This window comes from Arthrobacter citreus (assembly GCF_038405225.1).
Lineage (GTDB): Bacteria > Actinomycetota > Actinomycetes > Actinomycetales > Micrococcaceae > Arthrobacter_B > Arthrobacter_B citreus_A.
On record NZ_CP151657.1, the window covers coordinates 1389172 to 1412038 of the forward strand.

Sequence of the window (22867 nt, forward strand, 5' to 3'; positions counted from 1 at the left end):
CGCACGGGCGGACTAGGCGGCCCGACCCAGATCCCGCAGCAGTTCCGCCCGCACCTGTGCCGGGTCCGCCCCCAGCCCCCGGAGCGTGTGCGCCGCCGTGCCGTTATTCCCCGCCAGCAGGCCCAGCAGGAGATGTTCCGGGCCAATGGTCTTTGCCCCCAGGGCCAGGGTCTCCCGCAGCGACTGCGTGAGCGCGTCCTTTGCCGGGGAGGTGAAGGGAATGTGCCCTCCGCCGCGGCCCTTGAATAATCCCCTGGCCCGCCGGGGCTGATCCAGGGCCCCGGGGCCGAAGCTTGCCTCCGCGCGCTCGCGGACGGCATCGAGGTCGACGCCGATGGCCTCCAGCGCCTGCGCGTCCGCACTGCCGAGCCCCTGGGCGCGCCGGGCCACCGCCCCGCCGTCGATCCCGAGGCGGTTCAGGACCCGGACGGCAGGGTTGTCACCGCTGGCCAGGACTCCAAGCAGGAGATGGTCCGCCGTGATTTCGCTGTCCCCCAGTAAGCGGGCCTGTTCCTGTGCCTCGATGATCACGGTGCGGGCTGATTCCGAAAAGCGTTCAAACATTTCTGTCTCCCTTGTCCGCGGAAGCGGATATCCGCCCCGCATGTTTTTTGTGCACTGCCTGTTTGGATACTCCGACCGCAGCGGCGATCTCTGCCCAGGACCATCCGAGCTTCCGTGCGTTCTGCACCTGCAAAAACTCCAGCCGGTCCACCAGCCGCCGCAGCGCGGCCACAGCGCGCAGTCCGACGGCGGGATCGTTGCTCGTGCCCTCGCCAATAAGGTTCTGTTCAGCGTTCATGCCGTCAGCTTAGGTTGACGCTGATACGAGCGTCAACACTTGTTGCCAAATAACTTTTCCGGGCTCCGGTGCGCCGCCTGCCAGAATAGGGACATGCCACCTTCCCGAGGTTTTGATGATCCGCGGCTGATCCGTGAAATCCGGCGCCGGCCCGACGCAGAGGTTCCCCCGTCCGGCTGGCCCGCTGCGGTTCCCGCAATAGCCGCGGTCCTGGAATCCGGGCTGGAACTTCCGCCGGGCGTGACCTTTTTGGTCGGGGAGAACGGCAGCGGCAAATCCACCCTGGTGGAGGCTGTCGCGGCCGCCTACGGCCTGGGCCCGGAGGGCGGAACCGTGCATTCAGCACACTCCACGCACCGGACGGAGTCCCCGCTGAGCGGCTGGATCAGCCTCGTCCGGCAGCCGGGCGCACCCAAGTGGGGTTTCTTCCTCCGGGCGGAAACAATGCACGGGTACTACACCTTCCAGGACCAACTCGGCGGCGGCCGGGACTTCCACGCCATGAGCCATGGAGAATCCTTCCTTGCCCTGGCGGAAACGTACCTGAACACGCAGGGGTTCTACTGCCTGGACGAGCCCGAAGCCGCACTGTCCTTCGGCTCCACCCTGGCCCTGATCGGGGTGCTGAGCGACCTCGCCGCCAATGGATCGCAGATCCTGTGCGCCACCCACTCCCCCGTGCTGGCCTCGCTTCCCGGCGCCACCATCTATGAAACGGGTGAGCACGGCATAGCGCGCCGTGAATGGGAGGACCTAGACCTGGTCCGGAACTGGAGGTCATACCTGGACGAACCCCGGCGCTACCTGCGGCACATCCTCGCGCCATGACGCCGGACACTGGCCGCACGCAGCGCCCCTCTGGCCCCACCGAAAATCCCCGCACCGCCGGCGCGGGGCCCCGCGGCAGGGGCGCAGCCGCCGGAGCCCTGTTCGTGGTGCTGGCCTCCGTGCTCTGGGGCACCACCGGCACTGCAGCCACCCTTGCCCCGGAGGTGGGACCGCTGGCCATCGGCGCTGCCGCCATGGGGATCGGCGGGCTGCTCCAGGCCCTCACGGCAGTGCCGCAGCTCCGGGCTGCCCGTCTTCCGCTGCTCCGCCACCGATCCTCGGTGGGGCTCGGCGCAGTGGCCGTAGCCGTCTATCCGCTGGCCTTCTATTCCTCCATGCATCTGGCCGGTGTCACGGTGGGCACCGTGGTCAGCATCGGTTCGGCCCCACTGGCCTCGGCGGTCATGGAGCGCCTTGCGGACGGCCGGAGGCTTAGCCTGCGCTGGGCGGCGGGGGCCGGCACGGCAATTAGTGGGACGGTCCTGCTGTGCGTGGCGGAAGCGGCCGCTGCAACCGGCGACGACGGCGCCCGCCAGCCCGGCGCCGTCGTCGCCGGGGTCCTGCTGGGGCTGGCGGCCGGCACCACCTACGCGCTGTACTCCTGGACCGCGCACCGGCTGATGAACCGGGGCGTGCCGGCACGGGCCGCGATGGGAGCGACTTTCGGCCTGGGCGGGCTGCTGCTGATGCCGGTGCTCGCAGTGACAGGAGCCCCGCTGCTGGCATCCTGGCCGAACGCAGCGGTGGGACTGTATATGGCGCTGGTCCCGATGTTTGCCGGCTATGTGCTGTTCGGCTCCGGTCTGGCGCGGATCCTGCCCAGCACGGCCACCACCCTGTCCCTGCTGGAGCCCGTGGTGGCCGCTGCACTCGCCGTGCTTGTCGTCGGCGAGCGCCTGCTGCCGGCGGGCTGGACCGGTGCGGCGCTAGTCCTCTGCGGGCTGCTGATCCTGACCATGCCTGCACCGGGCCGGAGAGGCAGGCGCCCGGACACACTTCCGTCCCTCCTTTGACTTTGGCCCCGGGTTACCGTGGGATGGCAACATGACGAAGAGCTACCGCATTGCCCTGATCCCCGGAGATGGAATCGGCCACGAAGTCCTGCCGCCGGCCCGGGCCGTGCTTGACGCCGTGGCCCCGCGCCACGGGATCAGCCTGGCGTACGACGAGTTCGACTGGTCCTGCCGCCGATACCTGGAAAAGGGCGCCATGATGCCCGAGGACGGCCTGGACTCCATCCGCGGACACGATTCCATCCTGCTGGGCGCCGTCGGCTGGCCCGGAGTGCCGGACCACGTCAGCCTGTGGGGACTGCTGATTCCCATCCGGCGCGAGTTCCGACAGTACGTCAATGTGCGGCCGATCAAAGTCCTGGCGGGCGTTCCCAGCCCCCTGCGTGCCGAACTGACCGATCCCGGCGTCGATTTTGTGGTGGTCCGCGAGAACAACGAGGGCGAGTATTCGGAGATTGGCGGCCGGCTCAACCGCGGGCTGCCCTCCGAAATGGCCATCCAGGAATCCGTCTTCACGCGGCAGGGCGTCACCCGGATCCTGGACTATGCCTTTGACCTGGCCGGACAGCGCCGGGGTGTCCTGACCTCGGCCACGAAGTCCAACGGCATCATTCACACCATGCCGTTCTGGGACGAGCTGGTGCGCGAGCGCTCCGCCGACTACCCCGAAGTGACGTGGACCTCCGAACACATTGATGCGCTGGCCGCCAAAGTGGTCCTGAACCCCTCACGCTTCGACGTCATCGTCGGGTCCAACCTCTTCGGTGACATCCTCAGCGATCTGGCCGCCGCGATTGCCGGCAGCATCGGCATTGCCCCCTCCGCCAACCTGAACCCCGAGCGGGAGTACCCCTCCATGTTCGAGCCGGTGCACGGCTCCGCACCGGACATCTTCGGGCAGGGAGTGGCCAACCCGCTGGGGGCAATCTGGTCCGCATCCATGATGCTGGACCACTTGGGCCACCCCGAGGCCGGCGCCGAGGTGCTTGAAGCCGTGTTCGGCGTGCTGGCGGACTCCCCCGTCCGGACCCGGGACCTTGGCGGCACCGCCGGAACCGAAGAATTTACCCGGGAGATCCTCGCCCGGATCGGATCCGGCAGCGCCGCCTGAGAACCCCCCCCCCCCGCACGCATAGGAGTTTTCTATCCCTGCGCGGCGGCGGGAACCGGGTTCTGCCCGGACGCCACGGCGAGGAAGGCCCGGGCCGCCGGAGTCAGCTCTGCGGCCCGGCTCAGCGCCGAAACGTGCAGATGCGTTTCGGGTTCAAGCCGTGCCGTCCGCAGTCCTGCCTGCCGCGCCAGCGGGATCCAGGCGGAGGGCAGAACAGCATGACCGATACCGGCCAGGACCAGCGGCAGGATTGACGTCCGGTGGGCCACCTCCACTGCGATTTCGAGATCGACCCCGCCGGCCAGCGCCTCGTCCACGGCCCACCGCATCAAGGAGCCCCGCTGGGATGCGACGATGCGGTGGCCGGACAGGTCCTCCCACCGGACCACGGGCCCCCCGCCGTCCGCCGCCCGTTCCTGCCCTCTTCCGGTTTCCGCTCCGTCAGCCGCTCCGCCATCCGCGGCGCTATCCGCGGCGGCCCCAGGGAACTTCGCGTGGGGGTTGAGGAACAGCATGAGGGGCTGGCGGCCAAGAGACACCACGTCGATGTCCGCGGCACGAAACGGCCGGTCCGAGCCCAGGAGGCCGATTTCCGAGCTGCCGTCACGGACTGCGGTGACCACCTCGTCCCGGGTGAACGCGGAATGGACGCTGACGGTCACCGTGGGATGGGTGCGGGCATACGCGGCAATAATGGAGGTCAGCGGTTCAATGGCCGGCGAGGGCATGGCAATGACATCCAACCGTCCCCGCCGCAGCCCCTTCAACTCATCTATGGCGGCGCGGGCCGCGTCCAGATCGCGGACGACGACGCGCGCCGGACCCACGAGCTCCCTGCCGGCTTCGCTGAGCACCACGGTGCGCCCGACCCGGTGAAAAAGCGGAACTCCCAGATCCCGCTCCAGGCTCTTGATGGTTTGGGACAGCGACGGCTGGGCGATCAGCAGCCGCTCCGCCGCCCGGGTAAACCCCTGATAGTCCACCACGGCCAGGAAGCACTTCAGGTGCCGGACATCCATGAAAGCTCCTCTGCCTTCGAAATGTGGACAGCCATCAGAGACGCCGGGAAACCTGTGCAGGGGCGGGGACGTGGCTGCGGGGCGGCCTTATTGGTCCTTCCTATGGGTGAGTAGACAACAGGTTCTGGACGGGGCGCAAGGCACTGCTGCATAGTGAACGCATTCAACGAGGAAGGACCAGGATTGTGTATACGCAGCAGCCGGCTCCAACCGAAGACCCGGGGTCCCCGCAACGCACCGATGTCCGCGCCGCTCTCCTGGGAGGGACCACCTTCCGCAGCCTGAGCGAGCAGACCCTTTCTCCGCGGGAGGAGCGGTTTGAACGCACCAGGCAAACGATCGGCCTGTTCCTGGCCCCCGTCGTCGCCGTCGTCTTTGCCCTGCTCCCCCTGAATCTGGACCCCCAGCAGCACATGCTGGCCGCCATCCTGCTCGGCGTGATCATCCTGTGGATCTGTGAGCCGGTCCCCATTCCCATCGGCGGGCTGATCGGTGTCGCCGCCATCGTGATCCTGGGGGTGGCCCCTGCGAGCGCCGTGCTGGCACCGTTCGGCTCCACCACCATTTTCACGTTCATTGGCGCCTTCATCCTGGCGCAGGCCATGCTCAAGCACGGCATTGCCCAGCGGCTCGCCTTTGCTGTGCTGTCGATGCCCGGGGTGGGTAAATCCACCTACCGGGTGGTGATTGCCTTCGGCGTCATCACCTGCCTGCTCTCCGCCTTCGTGTCCAATACCGCCACCGTTGCCATGCTGATGCCCACCGCGCTGGGCGTGCTGGTGGTCATCGCCCAGCTGATGCAGGACCGCGGCGTGGTCAAAGCAGACTTTGATCCGCTGCGGATGCGCATCGGCGCAGCCCTGCTGCTGATGCTGGCGTACGGAGCCAGTGTGGGCGGTTTGCTCACTCCCGTTGGGTCGCCGCCCAACCTGATTGGCCGCGGCCTCATCGAGGAAGCCACGGGCGTGCGGATTTCCTTCGCCCAGTGGATGGCGATTGCCGCTCCCGTGTGCCTGGCGATGTTTGTGATCCTGGCCCTGATCATGCTGCTGCTGAACAAGCCGGAAATCCGGCGCATTGAAGGGGTCGAGGAGTACGTGCGGGAGCAGCGCCGGGCACAGGGCAAAATGTCCCGTGCGGAAATCAACACCCTGGTCGCGTTCGGGGTGACGGTTACGCTGTGGCTGGCCCCCGCCGTTGCCAGCCTGATTGGCGGAACCGAATCCGAAGCCTACATTTTCCTTGATGACCGTCTGGATGAGGGGATTGTCGCGGTGCTGGGCGCCTCCCTGCTGTTCATCCTTCCGGTCAACTGGAAGCAGCGGCAGGCCACCCTGACGTGGTCCGACGCCGCGAAGATCGACTGGGGCACCATCCTGCTTTTCGGAACCGGCATTATCTTCGGCGCACTGCTGGCGGAAACCGGACTTGCGGAAACCATCGGACAGGGAGCTTCGGAGAACCTGAACATCACCAATATCGTGGCCATTACCGTCTTCTCGGCAATCCTCGCCATCCTGATTTCGGAAACCACCTCCAACACGGCGTCGGCCGCGGTGATTGTCCCCATCGTGATCCCCCTGTGCCAGGCCATCGGCGTGGACCCGTTTGTTCCGGCACTGGCAGCCACCTTCGCTGCATCCTTCGGATTTATGCTTCCCGTTTCCACTCCGCAGAATGCCATTGTCTACGGAACCGGCGCGGTGCCCATCACCCGAATGATCCGCACCGGTCTGTTTTTCGATATCCTCGGCGCCGCCCTGATCATCACCATCGTGCCGGTCATGATCGCCGTGGTGGGCATCGGCGGCTAGGGAGATCAGTGGCCACAGGGGATCAGCGGCTCAGGGGTTTGGACTCATGGGGTAGGGGCTCACGGGGTGGGGCTCCGGAGCTGCTGGCGCCCGGGTGTTACTGGTTCGGGTGTTATGGGTTGGAGGGCACTGACCACCCCGTCAGCGCTAAAAGGCTGGCGGCCACCTCCGCGGCCGTCCGGCCGTCCGTGGACACCCGGTGGACCCACTCCGGGGAATGCCGGTCAAGGGCGGCTGCTGCTTCGCGGCTGCGGGCCAGATGCTGCGTCAGGGACGGGCCGGACTCACGCCCGGTGAGGCGGGACGCGACGGAGCTTTCGGAACCGCGCAGCAGGACGGCGTGGACCCGGGGGCTGTCGCCCATTGCCTCCGCCAGCTCTGCTGTTTCACGCACCGAGACGGTATTCGTGTAAACCAACCGCTGGTAACCCAGCGTGCGGTAGTTCTGCCACAGGGCAGCCAGGTTGCGGGCCGCCAGGCCGTGTTTCCATGGGGAGGGGTGCAGCCACGGCGCCGGATGGGCCAAATCCAAGACGTCTCCTTCGATAACGGCGTGCCGGACGTCCAGTGCCGTGAGCAGCGCATGCAGCTCCAGCGCGGCAGTGGTTTTACCCACGCCGGAACATCCCCCGATGAAGAGCACCTCCGAGCGCGATCCCGGGTCGGCTGATCCTGATCCTGACCCTGTTGGCTCGCCGCTGCCGTCCATGTGTCCCCCGTTTTCCTGGGGGTGCCTAAGGCTCCGCCCTTGCGCTATGCCTGCCCCGCCGCAAGAATCTCACCAGACTTTGCCGGGAATTGCATCAACCGCCCCTGCTGAAAGAGGAATCGCCATGCCCCGCATCACGGTAGGTACCGAAAACACCGGAGATATTGAGCTCCACTACGAGGACCATGGATCCGGCCAGCCGGTGCTGTTGGTCCACGGCTACCCACTGGACGGGGACTCCTGGGAACGGCAGACCAGAGCCCTGCTCGGCGGCGGCTACCGCGTGATTACCTATGACCGGCGCGGCTTTGGACGGTCGAGCCACCCGGTTACCGGCTATGACTATGACACGTTTGCGGATGACCTAAACGCCGTCCTCACCCATCTGGACCTTGACGACGTCGTGCTGGTTGGCTTTTCCATGGGCACCGGCGAGCTTGCGCGGTACGTCAGCCGGCACGGAACGGACCGCGTCAGCCGGCTGGCGTTCCTGGCCTCGCTGGAGCCGTTCCTGCTGCAGACACCGGACAATCCCACCGGCGTCCCCGCCGAAGTCTTCGAGGGAATAGCTGCCGCAGCGCAGGCGGACCGGTACGCCTGGTTCACCAGTTTCTTCTCCGACTTCTATAACCTCGGGGAGAACCTGGGCACCCGGATCAGCGAGGAGGCGGTGCGCGGAAGCTGGAACGTCGCCGTCGGCAGTGCACCCATGGCGGCCTACTCGGTGGTTCCGACGTGGATCACCGACTTTCGGGCCGATGTCGAAACGGTGCGGAACTCCGGGATGCCGGTGCTGATCCTGCACGGAACGGCGGACAATATCCTGCCCATCGATTCCACCGGGCGTCCGTTCGCCGCCGCCCTGCCGCAGGCCCGCTACGTGGAGGTCGACGGCGCACCGCACGGCCTGCTGTGGACACACGCCGATGAGGTGAACAAGGCGCTGCTGGACTTCCTCAAGAGCGCGTGAGGCCAGGATCCCCGGCCCCGCTGCCGGGCCGGGGACCCTGGCACCAGCCAGAGACATTAGCCGGTGATTTTGTACTTTTCGCGGTCCTTCTCGTCCAGGATCAGCTGTTCCTCCACGGTCATGGCGCTGCCGCCGCGGCTCACCGGCATCCACCAGGCACCCGGCTCGGGGGTCTCCTGGTATGTGTCAATGCAGTGATCCATGCCCGCCTGCAGGGTTTTCTGCAGCCGTTCCGTCTCTTCCACGACCGACGCATCCGGCTCAACGCGGATCATCGGGCTGACGTGGATGCGGACGGGCGTCTTCCAGACGGACTTCAGGCTCAGGCCGTGTCCGCCGCGGGTGAGCATGCGGTGCCCGCCCCAAACGGAAACCGGGATGATCGGCACGCCGGCTTCCGCCGCCATGCGGACCGCTCCGGTCTTGAGCTTGCGGACGCTGAAGCTGCGGCTCACGCCGGCCTCGGGGAGCACTGCAAGGTATTCGCCGCGGCGCAGCGCCTCCACTGATTCGGCATAGGCCGCGGCGCCGTCGGACCGGTCCACGATGATGTGCTCGCACATCTCGCAGACGGCCTTGACGAAGGGCTTGCGGGCTGCCTTCTTGGTCACCAGGAACCGCATGTGGGCCTTCAGCTTCCGCCACACCAGGTACTCGGCAAACACGAAGTCCAGGTAGCCGAAGTGGGTGATCGCCACGACGGCACCCTTGCCGGGGACCACTTTCCGGTCCAGGCCGGAGATTTCCTCATCAGCCGGAAGATTCTCCAGGCCGGTTGGAAGAACGGGAACCCGGAACAGCTTGATCGACAGTGCCCCGGTCAGGACGATGCTGCGGTAGACGTACTTGTTGGGGGAAAACTTCAACGTCAGCTCCTGTTTTTGTATCCGGCGGATCTCGATTCTATCCGGTGGCCGGGCCCTGCGCGGAACCCGGTCTGCACTCTGACGGCCCGTTTTCCGGCCCACTCTGGCCACGGAAGCATGGCACGCGGTTATGGTGGGATATGGCATGGCGAATCCCGGCCCGGGCACGCATCAGCGACGGTTCATCACCGGCCGCACCGGGCGCACCGGCCGTGCCCGACGCCGCGGACGAGGCGGAAGCCCTGGACGCCGCCTTGGGCGAGACAGACTGGTTTCGGCCACCGGACGGTTCCCGCCCCGGGTGGTTCCTGGCCCCCAGCGGTTCTCTGGCCGTGCGCATCATGGGGGAGGATACTGATCCGCCCGTTGTGCTGGTCCCGGGGGTGATGGGCTCCAAGGAAGACTTTTCGCTCATGATGCCCGTCCTGGCGGCTGCCGGGTATTACGTCCTCAGCTACGACATGGCGGGGCAGTACGAGTCAGTGGCTGCCGGGCCCGAGCAGCTGGATCCTCCGCAGAGCCGTTACACGTACGAGCTGTTCGTCAATGACTTGGTGGCCATTTTGGAGTCCCTGGGCGGGGCCGTGCACGTGCTCGGATACTCCTTTGCCGCAATCGTCGCCCAGATCGCTTTTGTCCGACGCCCCGAGCTGTTCCGGTCGCTGTGCCTGCTCAGCTGTCCCCCGGTTCCCGGCCAGAGCTTTCGCACAGTCAGCCGGGTGGGCAAGTTCAGTCCCCTGGTCAATGACAAGATGCACGCGGGTCTCATTGTGTGGGGTATCCGACGAAACTTCGTTCACACCCCTGAGTCCCGCATGCGGTTCATCCGCCACCGCTTCGAGTACACCCGGAAACAGTCTCTGCAGGACATCGTGGCGCTGATGAAGCAGTCCCCTGACCTGCGCAGCCTGCTTGCGGCAGCCCCGCTGCCCAAGCTGGTGGCGGTGGGCCGCGCCGATGTGTGGCCGCTGCGCCTGCATCAGGCCTTTGCGGATTCGATCCGCGCGCGTTTTGCGGTCTACGGGACCGGGCACGCGCCCTGTGAGGACGCGCCGCACCAGCTCAGCCGGGACCTCTTGGCGCTGTATGCGGCGGCGGAGTGAGCCTGCGCCGGGCACGCAGCCGGTGCCGTTCGCGCAGCCGGCGCCCCGGCGGTTCACCGCGGAAGTCGACGTCGAACGTCTGGTACGCGCGCACCACCCGGCTGCGCAGTCCCCGCCAGCTGTAAAAAGGGCGGGCCGAAACGCCCACCCGCAGCCGCGGGTCATACAGCACCGACATGTCCGGGCGGATCTGGTAGCTCAATTCGAGGTCATCATGCAGCTCCGGACGGTCCCGGTGCACCCGGTCCCGAAGGGCGGCCCACATGCCCGCCGGCATCGCGAAGTTTGAGCCAAACAGCGGCGGGTGGCCGAGCAGCAGCCCCACCACTCGGATGTACCCGCCGATATAAATGTTGCGGGCCACCCAGCAGATCATCCGGTTCGCGCCGTAAAAGTCTCCAGGACCGGTAACCGCCGTCAGCGGCCCCGCCGATGCGAGCAGTGTCTCCACCCGCTCCAGCCAGTCCGGTGGCGGAACGGAATCCGCATCCAGGCGGGCCAGGATATCCCCGGTTGCGGCATCGAGGCCGGCAGCCGTTGCCCCGGTGATGCCCGGAAGGTCCAGGTACAGGCGGCGCACGCCGGCCGCGGAACACACGGCCGCAGTGTTGTCGGTGCTGGCGTTGTCCACCACCACTATTTCATCCGGGGTCCTGGTCTGGCGGCCGAGGGCCGCAAGGCAGGCAGCGAGCATCGGTGCATCGTTCCGGGACGGGATAACCACCGAGATTGTCGCCATGGTGTCACGACTGTAGCGGTGACCGGCCGGGGCCGGCCATGCCTTCGCCCGGAAGTGAACCGGAGCCCGCCGATTTACCCGGACCGCGGACTGGTCCTGCCGAAACCTGATCTAACAGGACCGGTCCTGCCTGGGTTAGTCCTGCCGGGGTTAGTCCTGCCGGGGCGGGCGCACCGCATTGGACTGCTGATACACATCGGGCACGCCGTCGCCGTCGTCGTCCACGTTTTCCTCCGCCTCGACCGCACGGTAGTGGCGGTTGCGGCGGGAGAGGATCAGTGCTGCCAGCAGCGCGGCCAGGATCGATGCGGTCAGGATGCCCACCTTGGCGTGGTCATTGGGCAGTGTCCCGTGTCCGAAGCTCAGGTCGGCGACCAGCAGCGAAACGGTGAAACCGATCCCCGCCAGCACGGCAACGCCGAGGAGGTCAATCCACTTGAACGACGTATCCAGGGTGGCGCGGGTGACTTTGGTCAGCAGCCAGGTGGTGCCGAGGATGCCGATCGGCTTGCCCAGCACCAGACCGGCAATGATGCCCACGGAAATGGGGTCGGTCAGCGAGGAGACAAAGCCGTCCCAGCCGCCCACCGCCACCCCGGCGGAGAAGAACGCGAACACGGGAACCGCAAAACCGGCGGACAGGGGGCGGAAGCGGTGCTCGAAGATTTCCGACAGGCCGGGTCCGGCCTCGGGGCCGCCGCTGGCCTTGCTGCGGATAACCGGAACCGCGAAGCCCAGCAGCACGCCGGCAACGGTGGCATGGATCCCGGAGGAGTGCACCAGGGCCCAGACGACGACGCCGATCGGCAGCAGGATGAACCATGCGGCGGAGGCCTTCAGCCCGAAGAAGCGGCGGTACTTCTGCGCGAGGAAGGTGTAGAGCGCCAGTCCGGCCAGTGCCAGCAGCAGCGGTGTGACCTCCAGGTCCTCGGTGTAGAAGACGGCAATGATGGTGATGGCCAGCAGGTCATCAACCACGGCCAGGGTCAGCAGGAAGATCCGCAGCGCGGACGGCAGATGTGAGCCGATGATTGCGAGGACGGCCACGGCAAAGGCGATGTCGGTGGCCGTGGGGATGGCCCATCCCTTGAGGGTCTCCGGGCTGCTCAGGTTGATGACGGCGTAAATGGCTGCGGGAACCACGACGCCGCCCACGGCGGCCGCCACGGGAACAATGGCCTTGCTGAAATTCCGCAGATCGCCGGCCACGAACTCACGTTTGAGCTCCAGTCCCACGAGGAAGAAGAAAACGGCCAGCAGGCCGTCGGCGGCCCAAGCGCCCAGGCTTAGCTGCAGGTGCCAGGGCTCGTAGCCGATCTCGAAGTCACGCAGCGCGAAGTAGCTGTCCGAAAGCGGTGAGTTGGCCCAGATAAGGGCGATGACTGCCGCTGCGACCAGCAGCATGCCTCCGACGGTTTCCTTACGCAGGATTTCACCGATACGGAGTTTTTCGCTGTAACTGCCGCGGCTGAAAAAGCGGGGGCGGTCCTTGGAAGTGGAAGCTGGTTCCGGGGACTGATGGGGCTGCACGGAGAACTCCTGAAAAAGCGGTCGACAATGTTATTGCCGACCAGACTTCCCGGCGCACCTTCGTTCCACCTTACGGGAAATCCGGGCCCCGCTCGAACCGAAGGCCGCTGCCAGCCGACACATTTCCTGGATGGGAGGCCACAGCGGGCGCGGTCAGTCTTTCTTCCGGGCCCGGCTCGGCTGGACCCGCATCGGCTCGCCTGGCATCTTGGGATAATCCGGCGGGAACGGCATTTCGCCCAGTCCGTTGTCCAGATCCCGCTGCCACCACTGCAGCAGCACCTCAATGCTGCCCGGGCTGGAACCCATGTCCGCCCAGGGATCCCCGACGGTGCGCAGCCGCTCGGGAACCGTGAGGATGGTGAAGTCCCGCGGGTCCGCGTCCTCGAGCTCGTCCCAGGCCAGCGGGGTGGACACCGGCGCATGCGGCAGCGCCCGCGGGCTGTAGGCGCCGGCGATGGTGCGGTCACGGTTTGCCTGGTTGAAGTCCACGAAGATGTTTTCTCCCCGTTCCTCCTTCCACCAGGCCGTGGTGACCTTCTCCGGCATCCGGCGCTCCAGCTCGCGGGCGGCCGCAATAACGGCATGACGGACATCAAGGAACTCATGATCCGGGGTGATGGGCGCGTAAACGTGCAGCCCCCGGTTGCCTGAGGTCTTGATGAACGCTTCCAGGCCGGCTTCGGCAAGGACGCTGCGCAGCTCGACGGCGGCCGGCACGGCGTCGTCAAAATCCGTGCCCGGCTGCGGATCCAGGTCGATGCGCAGCTGATCCGGGTTGTCGGTGTTTTCGGTGCGGGACGGCCAGGGATGGAAGACCACCGTGTTCATCTGGACGGCCCAGACTGCGGCTGCCGGTTCGTCGAGGATCAGCTGGGGATGTGCGCGTGCGCTCGGATAGGTGACGGTGACGGCCCGGATAAAGTCAGGCGCACCCTTGGGCGGATTCTTGGAGAAGAACTGTTCACCGTCTATTCCGTCGGGAAAACGCTGCAGCGATACGGGACGGTCTCCGTTAGCGGTGATGAAGGCGCTGCCCACCTCCGCCACGTACTGCGCGAGGTCAAGCTTCGTCAGCCCCAGCTCGGGCCAAAGCACCCGGTCGGGGCTGGAAATCCGCATCTCGCGCTCGCCGTGCGGACCCTGGACAGTGAGTGTGGTTGCTTTGCCGGCCATGGCGATAACCTACTCCGGATTCGCCGGAGGGTCACGGATGGCTGCTGGGATCAGGCGGGCGCGTCAGTTTCCGCCTCGTCGCTGCGGCGGTACCGCTTGTGCCCGTGGACAAAGTGGTACAGCACCGTGGTGGCCAGGATGCACCCGGCCAGCAGCCAGTACATGCCGTGGTAACCGGTCAGCGGCACCAGCGCACCGAGGGCCAGCGGGCCCAGGCCCACCCCCGCGTCCATCATGATGAAGAAGGTGGAGGTTGCCAGCCCAATGCGGTGGGCGGGCGCCATGGTGACGGCAACGGCCTGGGCGGTGGGAACCAGGGCGCCAAAGCCGATGCCGACAAACACTCCGGCCGCCGCCATCACGAAACCGTTGGGTGCCCAGGCCAGCAGCGCCAGGCCAACGGCGAAGGAGACCAGGGTGGGATAAATGACCGCGTTGTCCCCGTAGGTGTCGTGCAGCCGGCCCATGAACAGCCGGGATACCAGCACGACGGCGGCGTAGACCAGGAAAAAGGTGCTCGCCGCGGTGACCAGGTTTTCAGACTGGGCATAGGAATTGATGAAGGTCAGGACGCCGGCATAGGAAGCACCGGCAACAAACATGATGGAGGCGATGGCCAGGGCCGCCGGATCCATGATGTCAGTGAACCGCAGGTGCCACTTGCGCGCCTGTTCAGCCGCCGTCGGCGTCCGCTCGGGGAGCTTCAGCATCAGCGCCACGAGCAGCGCCAGGGCAGCGCAGCCGGCGCTGGCCAGGAACAGGAACTCGTAGGTCAAGCGGTCCACGATCAGCACGGCGAGGAAGGGCCCGACGGCGGTGGCCAGCGTTGTGGAGATGCCAAAGTACCCGGTCCCCTCACCGCGGCGGCGAACCGGAATCAGGCCCATGACCGAGGCTGAAATTGACGTGCTTGCCGCACCGAAGGCCGCGCCGTGGATCAGCCGGATGGCCAGCAGCGAGGCCAGGCTGTCAGCCATGGGGTACAGCAGGGCCGCTGCCGTGAAAACAGCGAGTCCGCCGAGGAGCAGTTTCCTCCGCCCAATGAAGTCCAGGAACTTGCCGCTGAAGATTCGGGCGACCAGCGCGCCAATGACGAACGATCCGGAGGCGAATCCCGCAGCGCTGTCGGATGCGGCGAACCGCTGCACGGCGTACAACGCCATGGTGGTCATCAGCAGGTAGAACACCAGGGAAAGGAAAAAGTTGGTGATAATTGCGAGGACAAACCCCGTGGTCCATAGTTTCTGACCGCCGCGCGTCACCAGATGCTCCTATTTATTTTGTCCGGAACTTTTCTGTGGTCCGGAGATACTGTGCCCGGAGGACGATGATCTCCGGAAATTGTGCCGGCTCGGCCCGCACACTCCACGGACCAGCGGAACCACGTTACGCCTGTCGGGTTGTTGAACAAAAATCCGCCGTCGGTCCGGGGCAGGAATTTCCCGCTCCCGGCGGGCCGGAAGCTGCGTTCCCTGTCTGTGGCGGAGAGCCGAACATAAGCTGGATCCACCCGGTTCGCTCCCGGGCGCCGTCCGCGCCGCCCGTTTCCGCGGGCCTGCGAAAGGACTGCTGCTCCATGAGGAATCCCTACCAGCCGGCATGGTGGACCAACGCCGTCGTCTACCAGATCTACACCCGAAGCTTCGCCGACACTTCCGGTGACGGAGTTGGCGACCTGACCGGCATCATCAACCACCTGGACTACCTCAGCGAGCTCGGCGTGGACGTCCTCTGGCTCTCCCCCATTCACCAGTCCCCCCCAGCACGACAACGGATACGACATCAGCAACTACCGCCGGATAGATGCCCTCTACGGGACCGAGGAGGAATTCGACCGGCTGCTGGCCGAAGTGCACGGGCGCGGGATGAAGCTCATCATGGACCTCGTCGTCAATCACACATCCGATGAGCATTCGGCCTTTGTGGTGTCATCTTCCTCGCGCAGCAACGTGTCCCGGGACTCATACTTCTGGCGGGATCCCCGGCGCGGCTTCTCCCCCAATGAGCCGGGCGCCGAGCCCAACAACTGGGGTTCGGTTTTCGGCGGCAGCGCATGGACCTATCATCCGGAGACCGAGCAGTACTACCTGCATCTCTTCAGCCCGCACCAGCCGGACCTGAACTGGGACAGCACCAGGGTGCGCCGGCGCGTGTACGACATGATGAACTGGTGGCTGGACCGCGGCATTGACGGTTTCCGCATGGACGCCATCAACTTCATTTCCAAACGTCCCTCCCTGCCGGACAGCCCGGTGTCCGCCGGCGGCATGTATGCGGACGGCTCCCCCTATTTTGTGTCCGGCCCCCGGGTCCACGAGTTCATCCAGGAAATGATGCGCGCCGTGTTCAGCTACCGGGACGGAGAATACTTGGTGGTGGGAGAGACCGACGGCGTGACAGTTGACGAGGCGGTGCTCTTCACCGACCCGCTGCGCGGGGAACTGGACATGGTCTTCCATTTCGAACACATGCGGCTGGACCAGGGCGCCGGCGGAAAATGGAACCATCTGCCGATGAAGCTGCAGGACCTGAAAAGTATCTGGAACCGGTGGCAGCGAGCGCTGGCCGACCGCGGCTGGAACAGCCTCTACCTGGGCAACCATGACCAGCCGCGCTCGGTTTCACGTTTCGGCAACGACACTGAGTACCGCTACGAATCAGCCACGCTGTGGGCCACCCTCCTGCACCTGCAGCGCGGCACGCCCTTCATCTACCAGGGCGAGGAAATTGGCATGACCAATGCGGGCTTTACCTCGCTGGACCAGTACCGGGATGTTGAGTCGCTGGCCTTATATGAATTCGCGCTCAGCCGCGGGATTGCGCCGGAGCGCGTGCTTGCCATCCTGAACCGGGTGAGCCGGGACAACGCCCGCACTCCCATGCAGTGGAATGACGGCCCCAATGCGGGCTTTACCACCGGGACACCTTGGATTGACGTCAACACCAACTACCCAACCCTCAACGTGGAGGCGGACCGGGCGGCGGCACAGTCCGTGTTCCGCTACTACCAGCGGTTGATCGCCCTGCGCCATGCATCCCCGGTTGTCGCCCTGGGGGACTTTGAGCTGATGGACCCCAGCGATCCGGCACTGTTTGCGTTCCGCCGCCGGTTGGGCGACGAGGAACTGGGTGTGATGTGCAATGTGTCCGATGAGCTGTTGGCGGTGCCGACCTACGAGCGCCGGAACCAGCTGGTCCTGGGAAATTATTCCGTGAGCGGTGAGCCGGGTGTGCTGCGGCCCTGGGAAGCTCGGATCCACCGTCTGTCCGGCCCCCGGGATGTCGGCCAATGACGCCGGCGGTCACGCAGGCCCGTGACGTCCAGCAGGTGACGCCCGGCCCACTCTAGCGGCGGATAATGCGGCGCTTGCGTGCCTCGTTGACGGCGGCCGTGCGGTTATCCACTCCGAGTTTCTCGTAGATGTGCACCAAATGGGTCTTGACCGTGGCTTCGGAGATGAACAGGGCCCGGGCCATTGCCCGGTTGGCCATGCCGTCGGCCAGCAGTTCCAGCAGCTCCAGTTCCCGGGGACTCAGGGCTGTTTCGGGATTGCGCAGTTGCCCCAGCAGGCGTCCGGCGACCTGTGGCGCCAGCGCGGTCCGTCCTTCGGCGGCGGCCGTGACGGCGCTGCGGATCTCTTCGGGCGCCGCGTCTTTGAGCATGTAGCCGGCGGCGCCGGCATCGATGGCCGCAAGGATATCGGCGTCGCTGTCGTAGGTGGTCAGGATCAGCACCGGTGGGCCCTGGGCGGCGCGGATCTGCCGGGTGGCGGTGACTCCATCCATGCCCGGGGCCATTTGCAGGTCCATGAGCACCACGTCCACCGGAGTTCCCAGCGTCTGCAGCCGGTCCAGTTCAGCGATGGCGGCAGCACCGTCAGCGGCCTCTGCCGCCACTTCCACGCCCTCGAAGTCACCCAGCATGGCACGCAGTCCCGCCCGGACCACGGGATGATCGTCCACCAGGAGGATGCGGGTGGGACTCATGAGCTTCTCTCCCGATTCGGTGCTCCGCTTTCCAGCGGCAGCCGCAGGGCCACCACCGTCCCCTCACCGGGCGCCGACTCGACGTTGAGGCTTCCGTGCAGGGCGGTGACCCGTTCGCGCAGCGACAACAGTCCGAAGCCGGATCCGTCGGGCCGCGGACCGGTGGGAAGATCGGCAGGGTCAAAGCCCGCGCCGTCGTCGAAAACGTCCAGGGCCACCGAGTCCGGCGAGTATTCAAGCGTTACGACGGCGGAGGACGCCCCCGCGTGCGAGACGATGTTGGCGAGCAGTGACTGCGCGGCGCGCAGCAGAGTTGCTTCATACGCAGCGTGCAGGGGCACGGGTGTGCCGTCCACCCGGAAAACGCACTCGAGCCGTCCCCCTCCGGCGGCCGAGCGCCGGGCCGTGTCCGAGCACAGTGCGGCAAGGCGTGCATCGAGCGAACCCCGCTCCAGCGGCGCTGCGGCCAGGCCGCGGACAAACCTGCGGGCCTCGGCCAGATTCTCGGCGGCCGTGCCCTGCACCAGGGTGATGCGCTCCCGCGCCAGTGCCGTGTCTCCGCCGTCCAGGGCACTGCCTGCAGCACGGGCCAGCAGCACAATGCTCGACAGCCCCTGGGCCAGGGTGTCGTGGATTTCCCGGGCCAGCCGTTCGCGCTCGGCCAGCATGCCGGCCTCATGCTGTGAAGCAGCCAACTCACCGCGGGTACGGTGCAGTTCAGCGAGCGCCCGGCGCTGATTGACGCTCTCCCGGTGCAGGGCAGAGTAGGCGCTGCCCATGATCACGGCAAACAATGCGCCGATGGCCGGACCCAGGAGCGCAGGGGCAGTCGGCTGGCCGGCCCGCACGAACTGAGCGGCGACAACAGCCGCGGTGGTCAGGGCCACGGCGGCGAGCGCCGGGCCGGTGCGCAGCAGGTGCAGATCCAGGAAAAACAGCGGGAAGGCCACCCAGGAGAATTCGGGACTGATGATCAACAGGCACAGCCACAGTGCAGTCACAATGGCCAGCCATACGGGCCCGTACCTGCTGGGGTCCGGACCTGTTCCTGTGGTGGCGAACCGCTTCTCGGTGACTGTCCCGGCCAGGTAAATGCCGGCAAGCAGCACGCTCAGGACGTAAGCACATACCTGCGCCGGCAGGGCCGGCGGCGACAGGGTCATCTGCACCAGGGCCAGCAGCAGCAAGCCGGCAAAGGCCGCGTGCAGGGCGGTACGGAGCGCGCGGAGCACCATGTCGCCCGGTGACCCGGGGACCGCCCGTACCGAACCAGCCGGGCCCTCTGCCCACACATTCATGCCCCCAAGCTCGGTGCCGGTTACTAGGGGGCGGCGTTGGGCACGGGCATTCATGCTTCCAGCGTAGGCGGCCCCGGTCAGCGGCACATCAACCAAACGGTGGACCCAGGCCTCACCCCCATGGCTGCTGCTAATCAACCGCGCTTCCGATGGTTTGCACCCGGATCAACGGAAGGCTGGGAACCGTGGACAAAACCGGCCGGAACCCCGGCCGTGATGAAAGGACTTTCCGTGTATCTCGCACTTCGTGACATTCGTTTCGCCAAGGGCCGCTTCGCCCTGATGGGCAGCGTCGTCGCGCTGATCTCGCTCCTGCTCGTGCTGCTCTCAGGGCTCACCGCGGGACTGGGTAACCAAAACACGGCAGCCATCGCCGGCCTGGCCGGAGACGGAGTCAGTTCAGTGGCCTTTGGCGCTCCCGGCGATGGGGAACCCAAGGCTTCCTACACCGAATCGGTGGTGACGGAACAGCAGCTGCGGCAGTGGCGGGCCACCGACGGGGTTGCCGGCGCACAACCGCTGGGCATCACCCAAACCCGTGCCGTTGCCGGGTCCACCGCCAATGTGGCCGTCTTCGGCGTCGAACCCGGGTCTTCACTGGCCCCCGGAGCAGTGGACGAGGCCGGGGTCATCCTGGGCGCCTCCACCGCTGAGGACCTCGGCGTTTCCATCGGCGGTACCGTGGCACTGGGCGGGCGCGAGCTGACGGTCACTGCCGTTTCCAGTGACTCCTGGTACAGTCACACCCCGGTGGCCTGGACATCGCTGGACGTCTGGCAGCAGGTGGCGCACACCAACGACGCCGGCCTGCCGAAGGCTCCCATTGCCACCGTCATTGTCGCCGACGCCTCCGAAGCAGCCGCCGCCCAGGCTGATGCCGCCGCCGGCACCGTTTCGACCGATGTTCGGGGCTCCTACCAGGCCCTGGGATCCTACTCCTCCGAAAACGGTTCGCTGCTGATGATGCAGGTTTTCCTCTACGGCATTTCCGCGCTGGTCATCGTGGCGTTCCTGACTGTCTGGACCGTGCAGCGCACCCGCGACATTGCCGTGCTCAAGGCTCTTGGCGGTTCCTCCGCCTACTTGCTCCGCGATGCCTTGGCCCAGGCAGCAATCGTCCTGATCGGCGGAGCCGTTGCCGGTGGCCTGGTGGGCCTGGGCCTGGGCGCTGTTGCAGCAACAGTGGCGCCGTTTTTGCTCAGTTTCACCACAACAGTGCTTCCCGTTGCCGGCATCGTCCTGCTGGGACTGGCCGGTGCCGCGCTCGCCGTCCGCAGTGTCACCAAGGTTGATCCGTTGACCGCACTGGGCGGGAACTGACACACCACCCGGCTTCTGCGGCCGTCAGCCACCGTGACCCGCACTGCGTAACCTCCCCAGCTTCCTGAAAGGAATCCCCCATGCATTCCACTCCCCAGTCCGCCGCCGCTGTCCCCGACTTCGTCCCTGCCTCCGCCGGCCCGGAATTCGCCCGCCCGGAATCCGCCGGCCCGGTCCCCGCTCTGGACCTCGCCGGAGTCACCCTCGAGTACCCCGACGGCGAGGGGACCCTGAAGGCGCTGGACAACGTCAGCCTGCAGGTGCCGGCCGGCGAAGTGCTGGCCCTGGTGGGCCCCTCAGGGTCCGGCAAGTCCTCGCTGCTGGCCGTTGCGGCAACCCTCATCCAGCCAACCGCGGGAAAGGTGGAGGTGGCCGGAACCAACACAGCATTACTCGACGACGCCGGACGCACCACCCTGCGCCGCGGCAAAGTGGGCCTGATCTTCCAGCAGCCCAACCTGCTGCCCTCCCTTACTGCCGTGGAACAGCTGGTCATCACCGACCGCCTGCGGGGAATCCGGTCAGCTTCCTCGGAGCGGCGGGCCAGGGAACTGCTGGATCTGGTGGGCCTGGCTCCGGCGGCGGGGAAACGTCCGCACCAGCTGTCCGGCGGGCAGCGGCAGCGCGTGAACATCGCCCGTGCGCTCATGGGCAGCCCGGCCCTGATGCTGGTGGATGAGCCCACGGCGGCCCTGGACCATGAACGCTCCGAGAGCATCGTCAAGCTGCTGGTGGCCCTGACCAGGGAGTTCGGCTTCGGAACGGTCATGGTCACACATGACACCGACTTTGTTCCGCTGACCGACGCCGTCGCAACAATGCGCGACGGGGTGCTGGCCCCGGGCTCCCGGGGGACTTACGCCCGGTAGTGCCCGGGGGTTTCAGTCGGTGCGGGGTCCGTTCGCGGCGTAGTGGTTCCAGGCGGCCAGTGGCGCGGAAATCACGACAAACCGGTCATCAAAGGAATCGGCACGGTAATCGTCCCCCAGGTTGTGTTCGCGGGCCACGGCAAAAGCGCGGCGGTAATCGGCGGTCGGGTCGAGCACAAATCGGCGGTCGGGGCCATGTCGAACAACGGCCCAGCGGGTGTCCGGCGCTGCGCCGGCGGCGTCGTCGTAGTCGTAGTAGTCGGCGGGCATCCCGAACCTGCCATCCCAGTCGATGCCTGTCAGCGTGACTTCCGGCAGCACCTCGGAGGGGCGGGCCATCCGCCAGTCACGGACCGCGAGGTCAGTGTCTCCCACGGTCAGCGCCACGTTGGCGCGGATGCGGCGGTTCAGGGGCATCACTTCGGCGAGCCTGCGCGGAGCCAGATTATGCGGCTCGGTCAGCAGCAGACCGGCGTCGGTGGCGAGTGCGAAGATCTGCGATCCGTCGGCAGCCGCGCGGGGCTCGATCCGGCGGAGAGTAGTCGTTATTTCCAAGGGCTCCTTCCTTTCAGCAGCTTGTGGCGCCCCCATGCCGGGAGGGGCACGTCCCGGCGCCAGCGGTCAGCAAAATGCTCCCTCCGGTAAACGTCTTCTTGTCCCTCGATGTTCCCGGCGGGGCAGGCAAACCGTGCTTGTTAGCGCTCACAGGTAAACTCTAAAATCGCAGCGCACGCACGACGCAGACCGGGCAGTTTCCAGGACAACTTGGGGACCCCGCCGCCGACAGGAGCCGGACCATGAACCATCCCCTGACTAACCCCAACGGGCAGATCATCGCCCTCGAGGGGGGGCAGTACAGTGCCGGCATAGCGACGGTCGGGGCCGGAATCCAAAGCCTGCGGTTGAACGGACGGGACCTCGTCCTGCCCTTTGATCCGGATCTCGTGCCCCACGCGTACGCGGGCAAGACGCTGGTTCCCTGGCCCAATCGGATTGGCTCCGGCACCTACGTTTTCGAGGGACGGGAGTATTCCGTTCCCGTGAACGAAGCTTCCACGGGAACCGCGCTTCACGGCCTGGTGGTCTGGGCTGACTGGCAGGTTGCTTCCCGGTCGGAAAGCTCCGTTGTCCTGGAACACACGCTGCATGGGCAGCCCGGATACCCGCACCAGCTGCTGCTGTCCGCCGAGTTCAGCCTGAGTGCCGATGCCGGTCTCACCGTGGAGATCCGGGCCGTCAATGCCGGACGCACGGCAGCACCCTACGGGGTTTCCTCACATCCCTACCTCACCGTCGGGCAGCTGCCCGTGGATCGCTGCGAGGTGGGCTTTACCGCTGCCCGCGTGCTCATGACCAATGAGCGCCTGCTGCCGGTGGAATTGAAGGACACCGCCGGAACCCGTTTCGATTTTGCCCAGCCCCGGCTGCTGGGGTCCATGAGCCTGGATCACGCTTTCACCGGGCTTCCCGGCGACGGATGGCAGGTCAGCCTCAGCAATCCTGAGACCGGAGAATCCACAGTGCTGTCCAGCCCGGCCGGTCCGGCGGGATCGACGTGGCTGCAGGTCTACTCGGGGGAAGAGCTGGGACGTCTTGGCATGGCCGTGGAACCCATGTCCTGTCCGCCGGACGCCTTTAACACCGGCACTGACCTCGTGGTGCTGAAACCAGGCGACGAACACTGCTTCTCCTACTCCATCAGCGCCGGATAAC

At 66.4% G+C, this 22867-nt stretch carries 23 protein-coding genes; 11 read left to right on the forward strand and 12 right to left on the reverse strand.

Features of this window, described 5'->3' with window-relative positions:
* Positions 1-12 precede the first annotated feature (12 nt).
* A complete protein-coding gene (locus tag AAE021_RS06365) occupies positions 13-564 on the reverse strand; it encodes a Clp protease N-terminal domain-containing protein (RefSeq protein ID WP_342024769.1) in 552 nt (183 codons plus the stop codon).
* Entirely contained in the window at positions 557-802 is a 246-nt protein-coding gene (locus tag AAE021_RS06370) for an RNA polymerase subunit sigma-70 (protein WP_342024770.1), read from the reverse strand. Before AAE021_RS06370 ends, AAE021_RS06365 begins: the two co-directional genes overlap by 8 nt.
* Before the next feature lie 93 nt (positions 803-895).
* On the opposite strand from AAE021_RS06370, the gene AAE021_RS06375 reads away from it, so the two are divergent.
* From AAE021_RS06375 to AAE021_RS06385, 3 genes are read left to right on the forward strand one after another with little or no spacing between them, the layout of a single operon-like run.
* Positions 896-1630 carry an AAA family ATPase gene (locus AAE021_RS06375; protein WP_342024771.1) on the forward strand — a complete coding sequence of 245 codons (735 nt, stop codon included), beginning with the start codon at positions 896-898 and terminating at the stop codon, positions 1628-1630.
* Positions 1627-2643, forward strand: a complete 1017-nt coding sequence (locus AAE021_RS06380) for a DMT family transporter (protein WP_342024772.1) — start codon at positions 1627-1629, stop codon at positions 2641-2643. The genes AAE021_RS06375 and AAE021_RS06380 overlap by 4 nt, the downstream gene beginning before the upstream one ends.
* A 31-nt stretch (positions 2644-2674) precedes the next feature.
* Complete coding sequence (locus AAE021_RS06385) at positions 2675-3754, forward strand: tartrate dehydrogenase (protein ID WP_342024773.1); 1080 nt, start codon at positions 2675-2677, stop codon at positions 3752-3754.
* A 32-nt stretch (positions 3755-3786) separates the two neighbouring features.
* Here the strand turns inward: AAE021_RS06385 and AAE021_RS06390 are convergent, their stop codons facing one another.
* On the reverse strand, positions 3787-4773 hold the full coding sequence (locus AAE021_RS06390) for a LysR family transcriptional regulator (RefSeq protein ID WP_342024774.1): 987 nt from the start codon (positions 4771-4773) through the stop codon (positions 3787-3789).
* A gap of 185 nt (positions 4774-4958) precedes the next feature.
* Between AAE021_RS06390 and AAE021_RS06395 the strand changes: the two genes are divergently transcribed.
* Positions 4959-6587, forward strand: a complete 1629-nt coding sequence (locus tag AAE021_RS06395; RefSeq protein ID WP_342024775.1) for a DASS family sodium-coupled anion symporter — start codon at positions 4959-4961, stop codon at positions 6585-6587.
* 112 nt (positions 6588-6699) lie between these two features.
* Here the strand turns inward: AAE021_RS06395 and AAE021_RS06400 are convergent, their stop codons facing one another.
* Positions 6700-7203, reverse strand: coding sequence for an ATPase (locus tag AAE021_RS06400; protein WP_342024776.1), 504 nt, complete (start codon positions 7201-7203; stop codon positions 6700-6702).
* Between the two features lie 217 nt (positions 7204-7420).
* On the opposite strand from AAE021_RS06400, the gene AAE021_RS06405 reads away from it, so the two are divergent.
* Positions 7421-8266, forward strand: a complete 846-nt coding sequence (locus AAE021_RS06405; RefSeq protein WP_342024777.1) for an alpha/beta hydrolase — start codon at positions 7421-7423, stop codon at positions 8264-8266.
* Positions 8267-8322: 56 nt separating this feature from the next.
* Here the strand turns inward: AAE021_RS06405 and AAE021_RS06410 are convergent, their stop codons facing one another.
* Entirely contained in the window at positions 8323-9132 is an 810-nt protein-coding gene (locus AAE021_RS06410; protein WP_342024778.1) for a lysophospholipid acyltransferase family protein, read from the reverse strand.
* 140 nt (positions 9133-9272) lie between these two features.
* Between AAE021_RS06410 and AAE021_RS06415 the strand changes: the two genes are divergently transcribed.
* Positions 9273-10235 carry an alpha/beta hydrolase gene (locus tag AAE021_RS06415; RefSeq protein ID WP_342024779.1) on the forward strand — a complete coding sequence of 321 codons (963 nt, stop codon included), beginning with the start codon at positions 9273-9275 and terminating at the stop codon, positions 10233-10235.
* Here the strand turns inward: AAE021_RS06415 and AAE021_RS06420 are convergent.
* From AAE021_RS06420 to AAE021_RS06435, 4 genes are all read right to left on the reverse strand, one after another.
* Positions 10195-10974, reverse strand: a complete 780-nt coding sequence (locus tag AAE021_RS06420; protein WP_342024780.1) for a glycosyltransferase family A protein — start codon at positions 10972-10974, stop codon at positions 10195-10197. The genes AAE021_RS06415 and AAE021_RS06420 overlap by 41 nt on opposite strands.
* A 150-nt stretch (positions 10975-11124) precedes the next feature.
* Complete coding sequence (nhaA, locus tag AAE021_RS06425; RefSeq protein WP_342024781.1) at positions 11125-12504, reverse strand: Na+/H+ antiporter NhaA; 1380 nt, start codon at positions 12502-12504, stop codon at positions 11125-11127.
* A 153-nt stretch (positions 12505-12657) separates the two neighbouring features.
* Complete coding sequence (ligD, locus tag AAE021_RS06430; protein ID WP_342024782.1) at positions 12658-13680, reverse strand: non-homologous end-joining DNA ligase; 1023 nt, start codon at positions 13678-13680, stop codon at positions 12658-12660.
* Between the two features lie 50 nt (positions 13681-13730).
* Entirely contained in the window at positions 13731-14942 is a 1212-nt protein-coding gene (locus AAE021_RS06435) for an MFS transporter (protein ID WP_342024783.1), read from the reverse strand.
* Positions 14943-15256: 314 nt separating this feature from the next.
* On the opposite strand from AAE021_RS06435, the gene AAE021_RS06440 reads away from it, so the two are divergent.
* On the forward strand, positions 15257-15589 hold the full coding sequence (locus AAE021_RS06440) for an alpha-amylase family glycosyl hydrolase (protein ID WP_342024784.1): 333 nt from the start codon (positions 15257-15259) through the stop codon (positions 15587-15589).
* Positions 15480-16973 carry an alpha-glucosidase gene (locus AAE021_RS06445; protein WP_342025339.1) on the forward strand — a complete coding sequence of 498 codons (1494 nt, stop codon included), beginning with the start codon at positions 15480-15482 and terminating at the stop codon, positions 16971-16973. Before AAE021_RS06440 ends, AAE021_RS06445 begins: the two co-directional genes overlap by 110 nt.
* A 52-nt stretch (positions 16974-17025) precedes the next feature.
* On the opposite strand, the gene AAE021_RS06450 is transcribed toward AAE021_RS06445, so the two are convergent.
* Complete coding sequence (locus AAE021_RS06450) at positions 17026-17667, reverse strand: response regulator transcription factor (protein ID WP_342024785.1); 642 nt, start codon at positions 17665-17667, stop codon at positions 17026-17028.
* Positions 17664-18965: a sensor histidine kinase gene (locus AAE021_RS06455; protein WP_342024786.1), complete on the reverse strand. Its 1302-nt coding sequence runs from the start codon at positions 18963-18965 to the stop codon at positions 17664-17666. Before AAE021_RS06455 ends, AAE021_RS06450 begins: the two co-directional genes overlap by 4 nt.
* Positions 18966-19196: 231 nt before the next feature.
* Here AAE021_RS06455 and AAE021_RS06460 point away from each other — a divergent pair, with 231 nt between their 5' ends.
* On the forward strand, positions 19197-20285 hold the full coding sequence (locus AAE021_RS06460) for an FtsX-like permease family protein (RefSeq protein WP_342024787.1): 1089 nt from the start codon (positions 19197-19199) through the stop codon (positions 20283-20285).
* 80 nt (positions 20286-20365) lie between these two features.
* Positions 20366-21154 carry an ABC transporter ATP-binding protein gene (locus AAE021_RS06465; RefSeq protein WP_342024788.1) on the forward strand — a complete coding sequence of 263 codons (789 nt, stop codon included), beginning with the start codon at positions 20366-20368 and terminating at the stop codon, positions 21152-21154.
* Between the two features lie 12 nt (positions 21155-21166).
* On the opposite strand, the gene AAE021_RS06470 is transcribed toward AAE021_RS06465, so the two are convergent.
* Positions 21167-21709, reverse strand: coding sequence for a hypothetical protein (locus tag AAE021_RS06470; RefSeq protein WP_342024789.1), 543 nt, complete (start codon positions 21707-21709; stop codon positions 21167-21169).
* 242 nt (positions 21710-21951) lie between these two features.
* Here AAE021_RS06470 and AAE021_RS06475 point away from each other — a divergent pair, with 242 nt between their 5' ends.
* Positions 21952-22866, forward strand: coding sequence for an aldose-1-epimerase (locus AAE021_RS06475; protein ID WP_342024790.1), 915 nt, complete (start codon positions 21952-21954; stop codon positions 22864-22866).
* Position 22867: the final 1 nt, after the last annotated feature.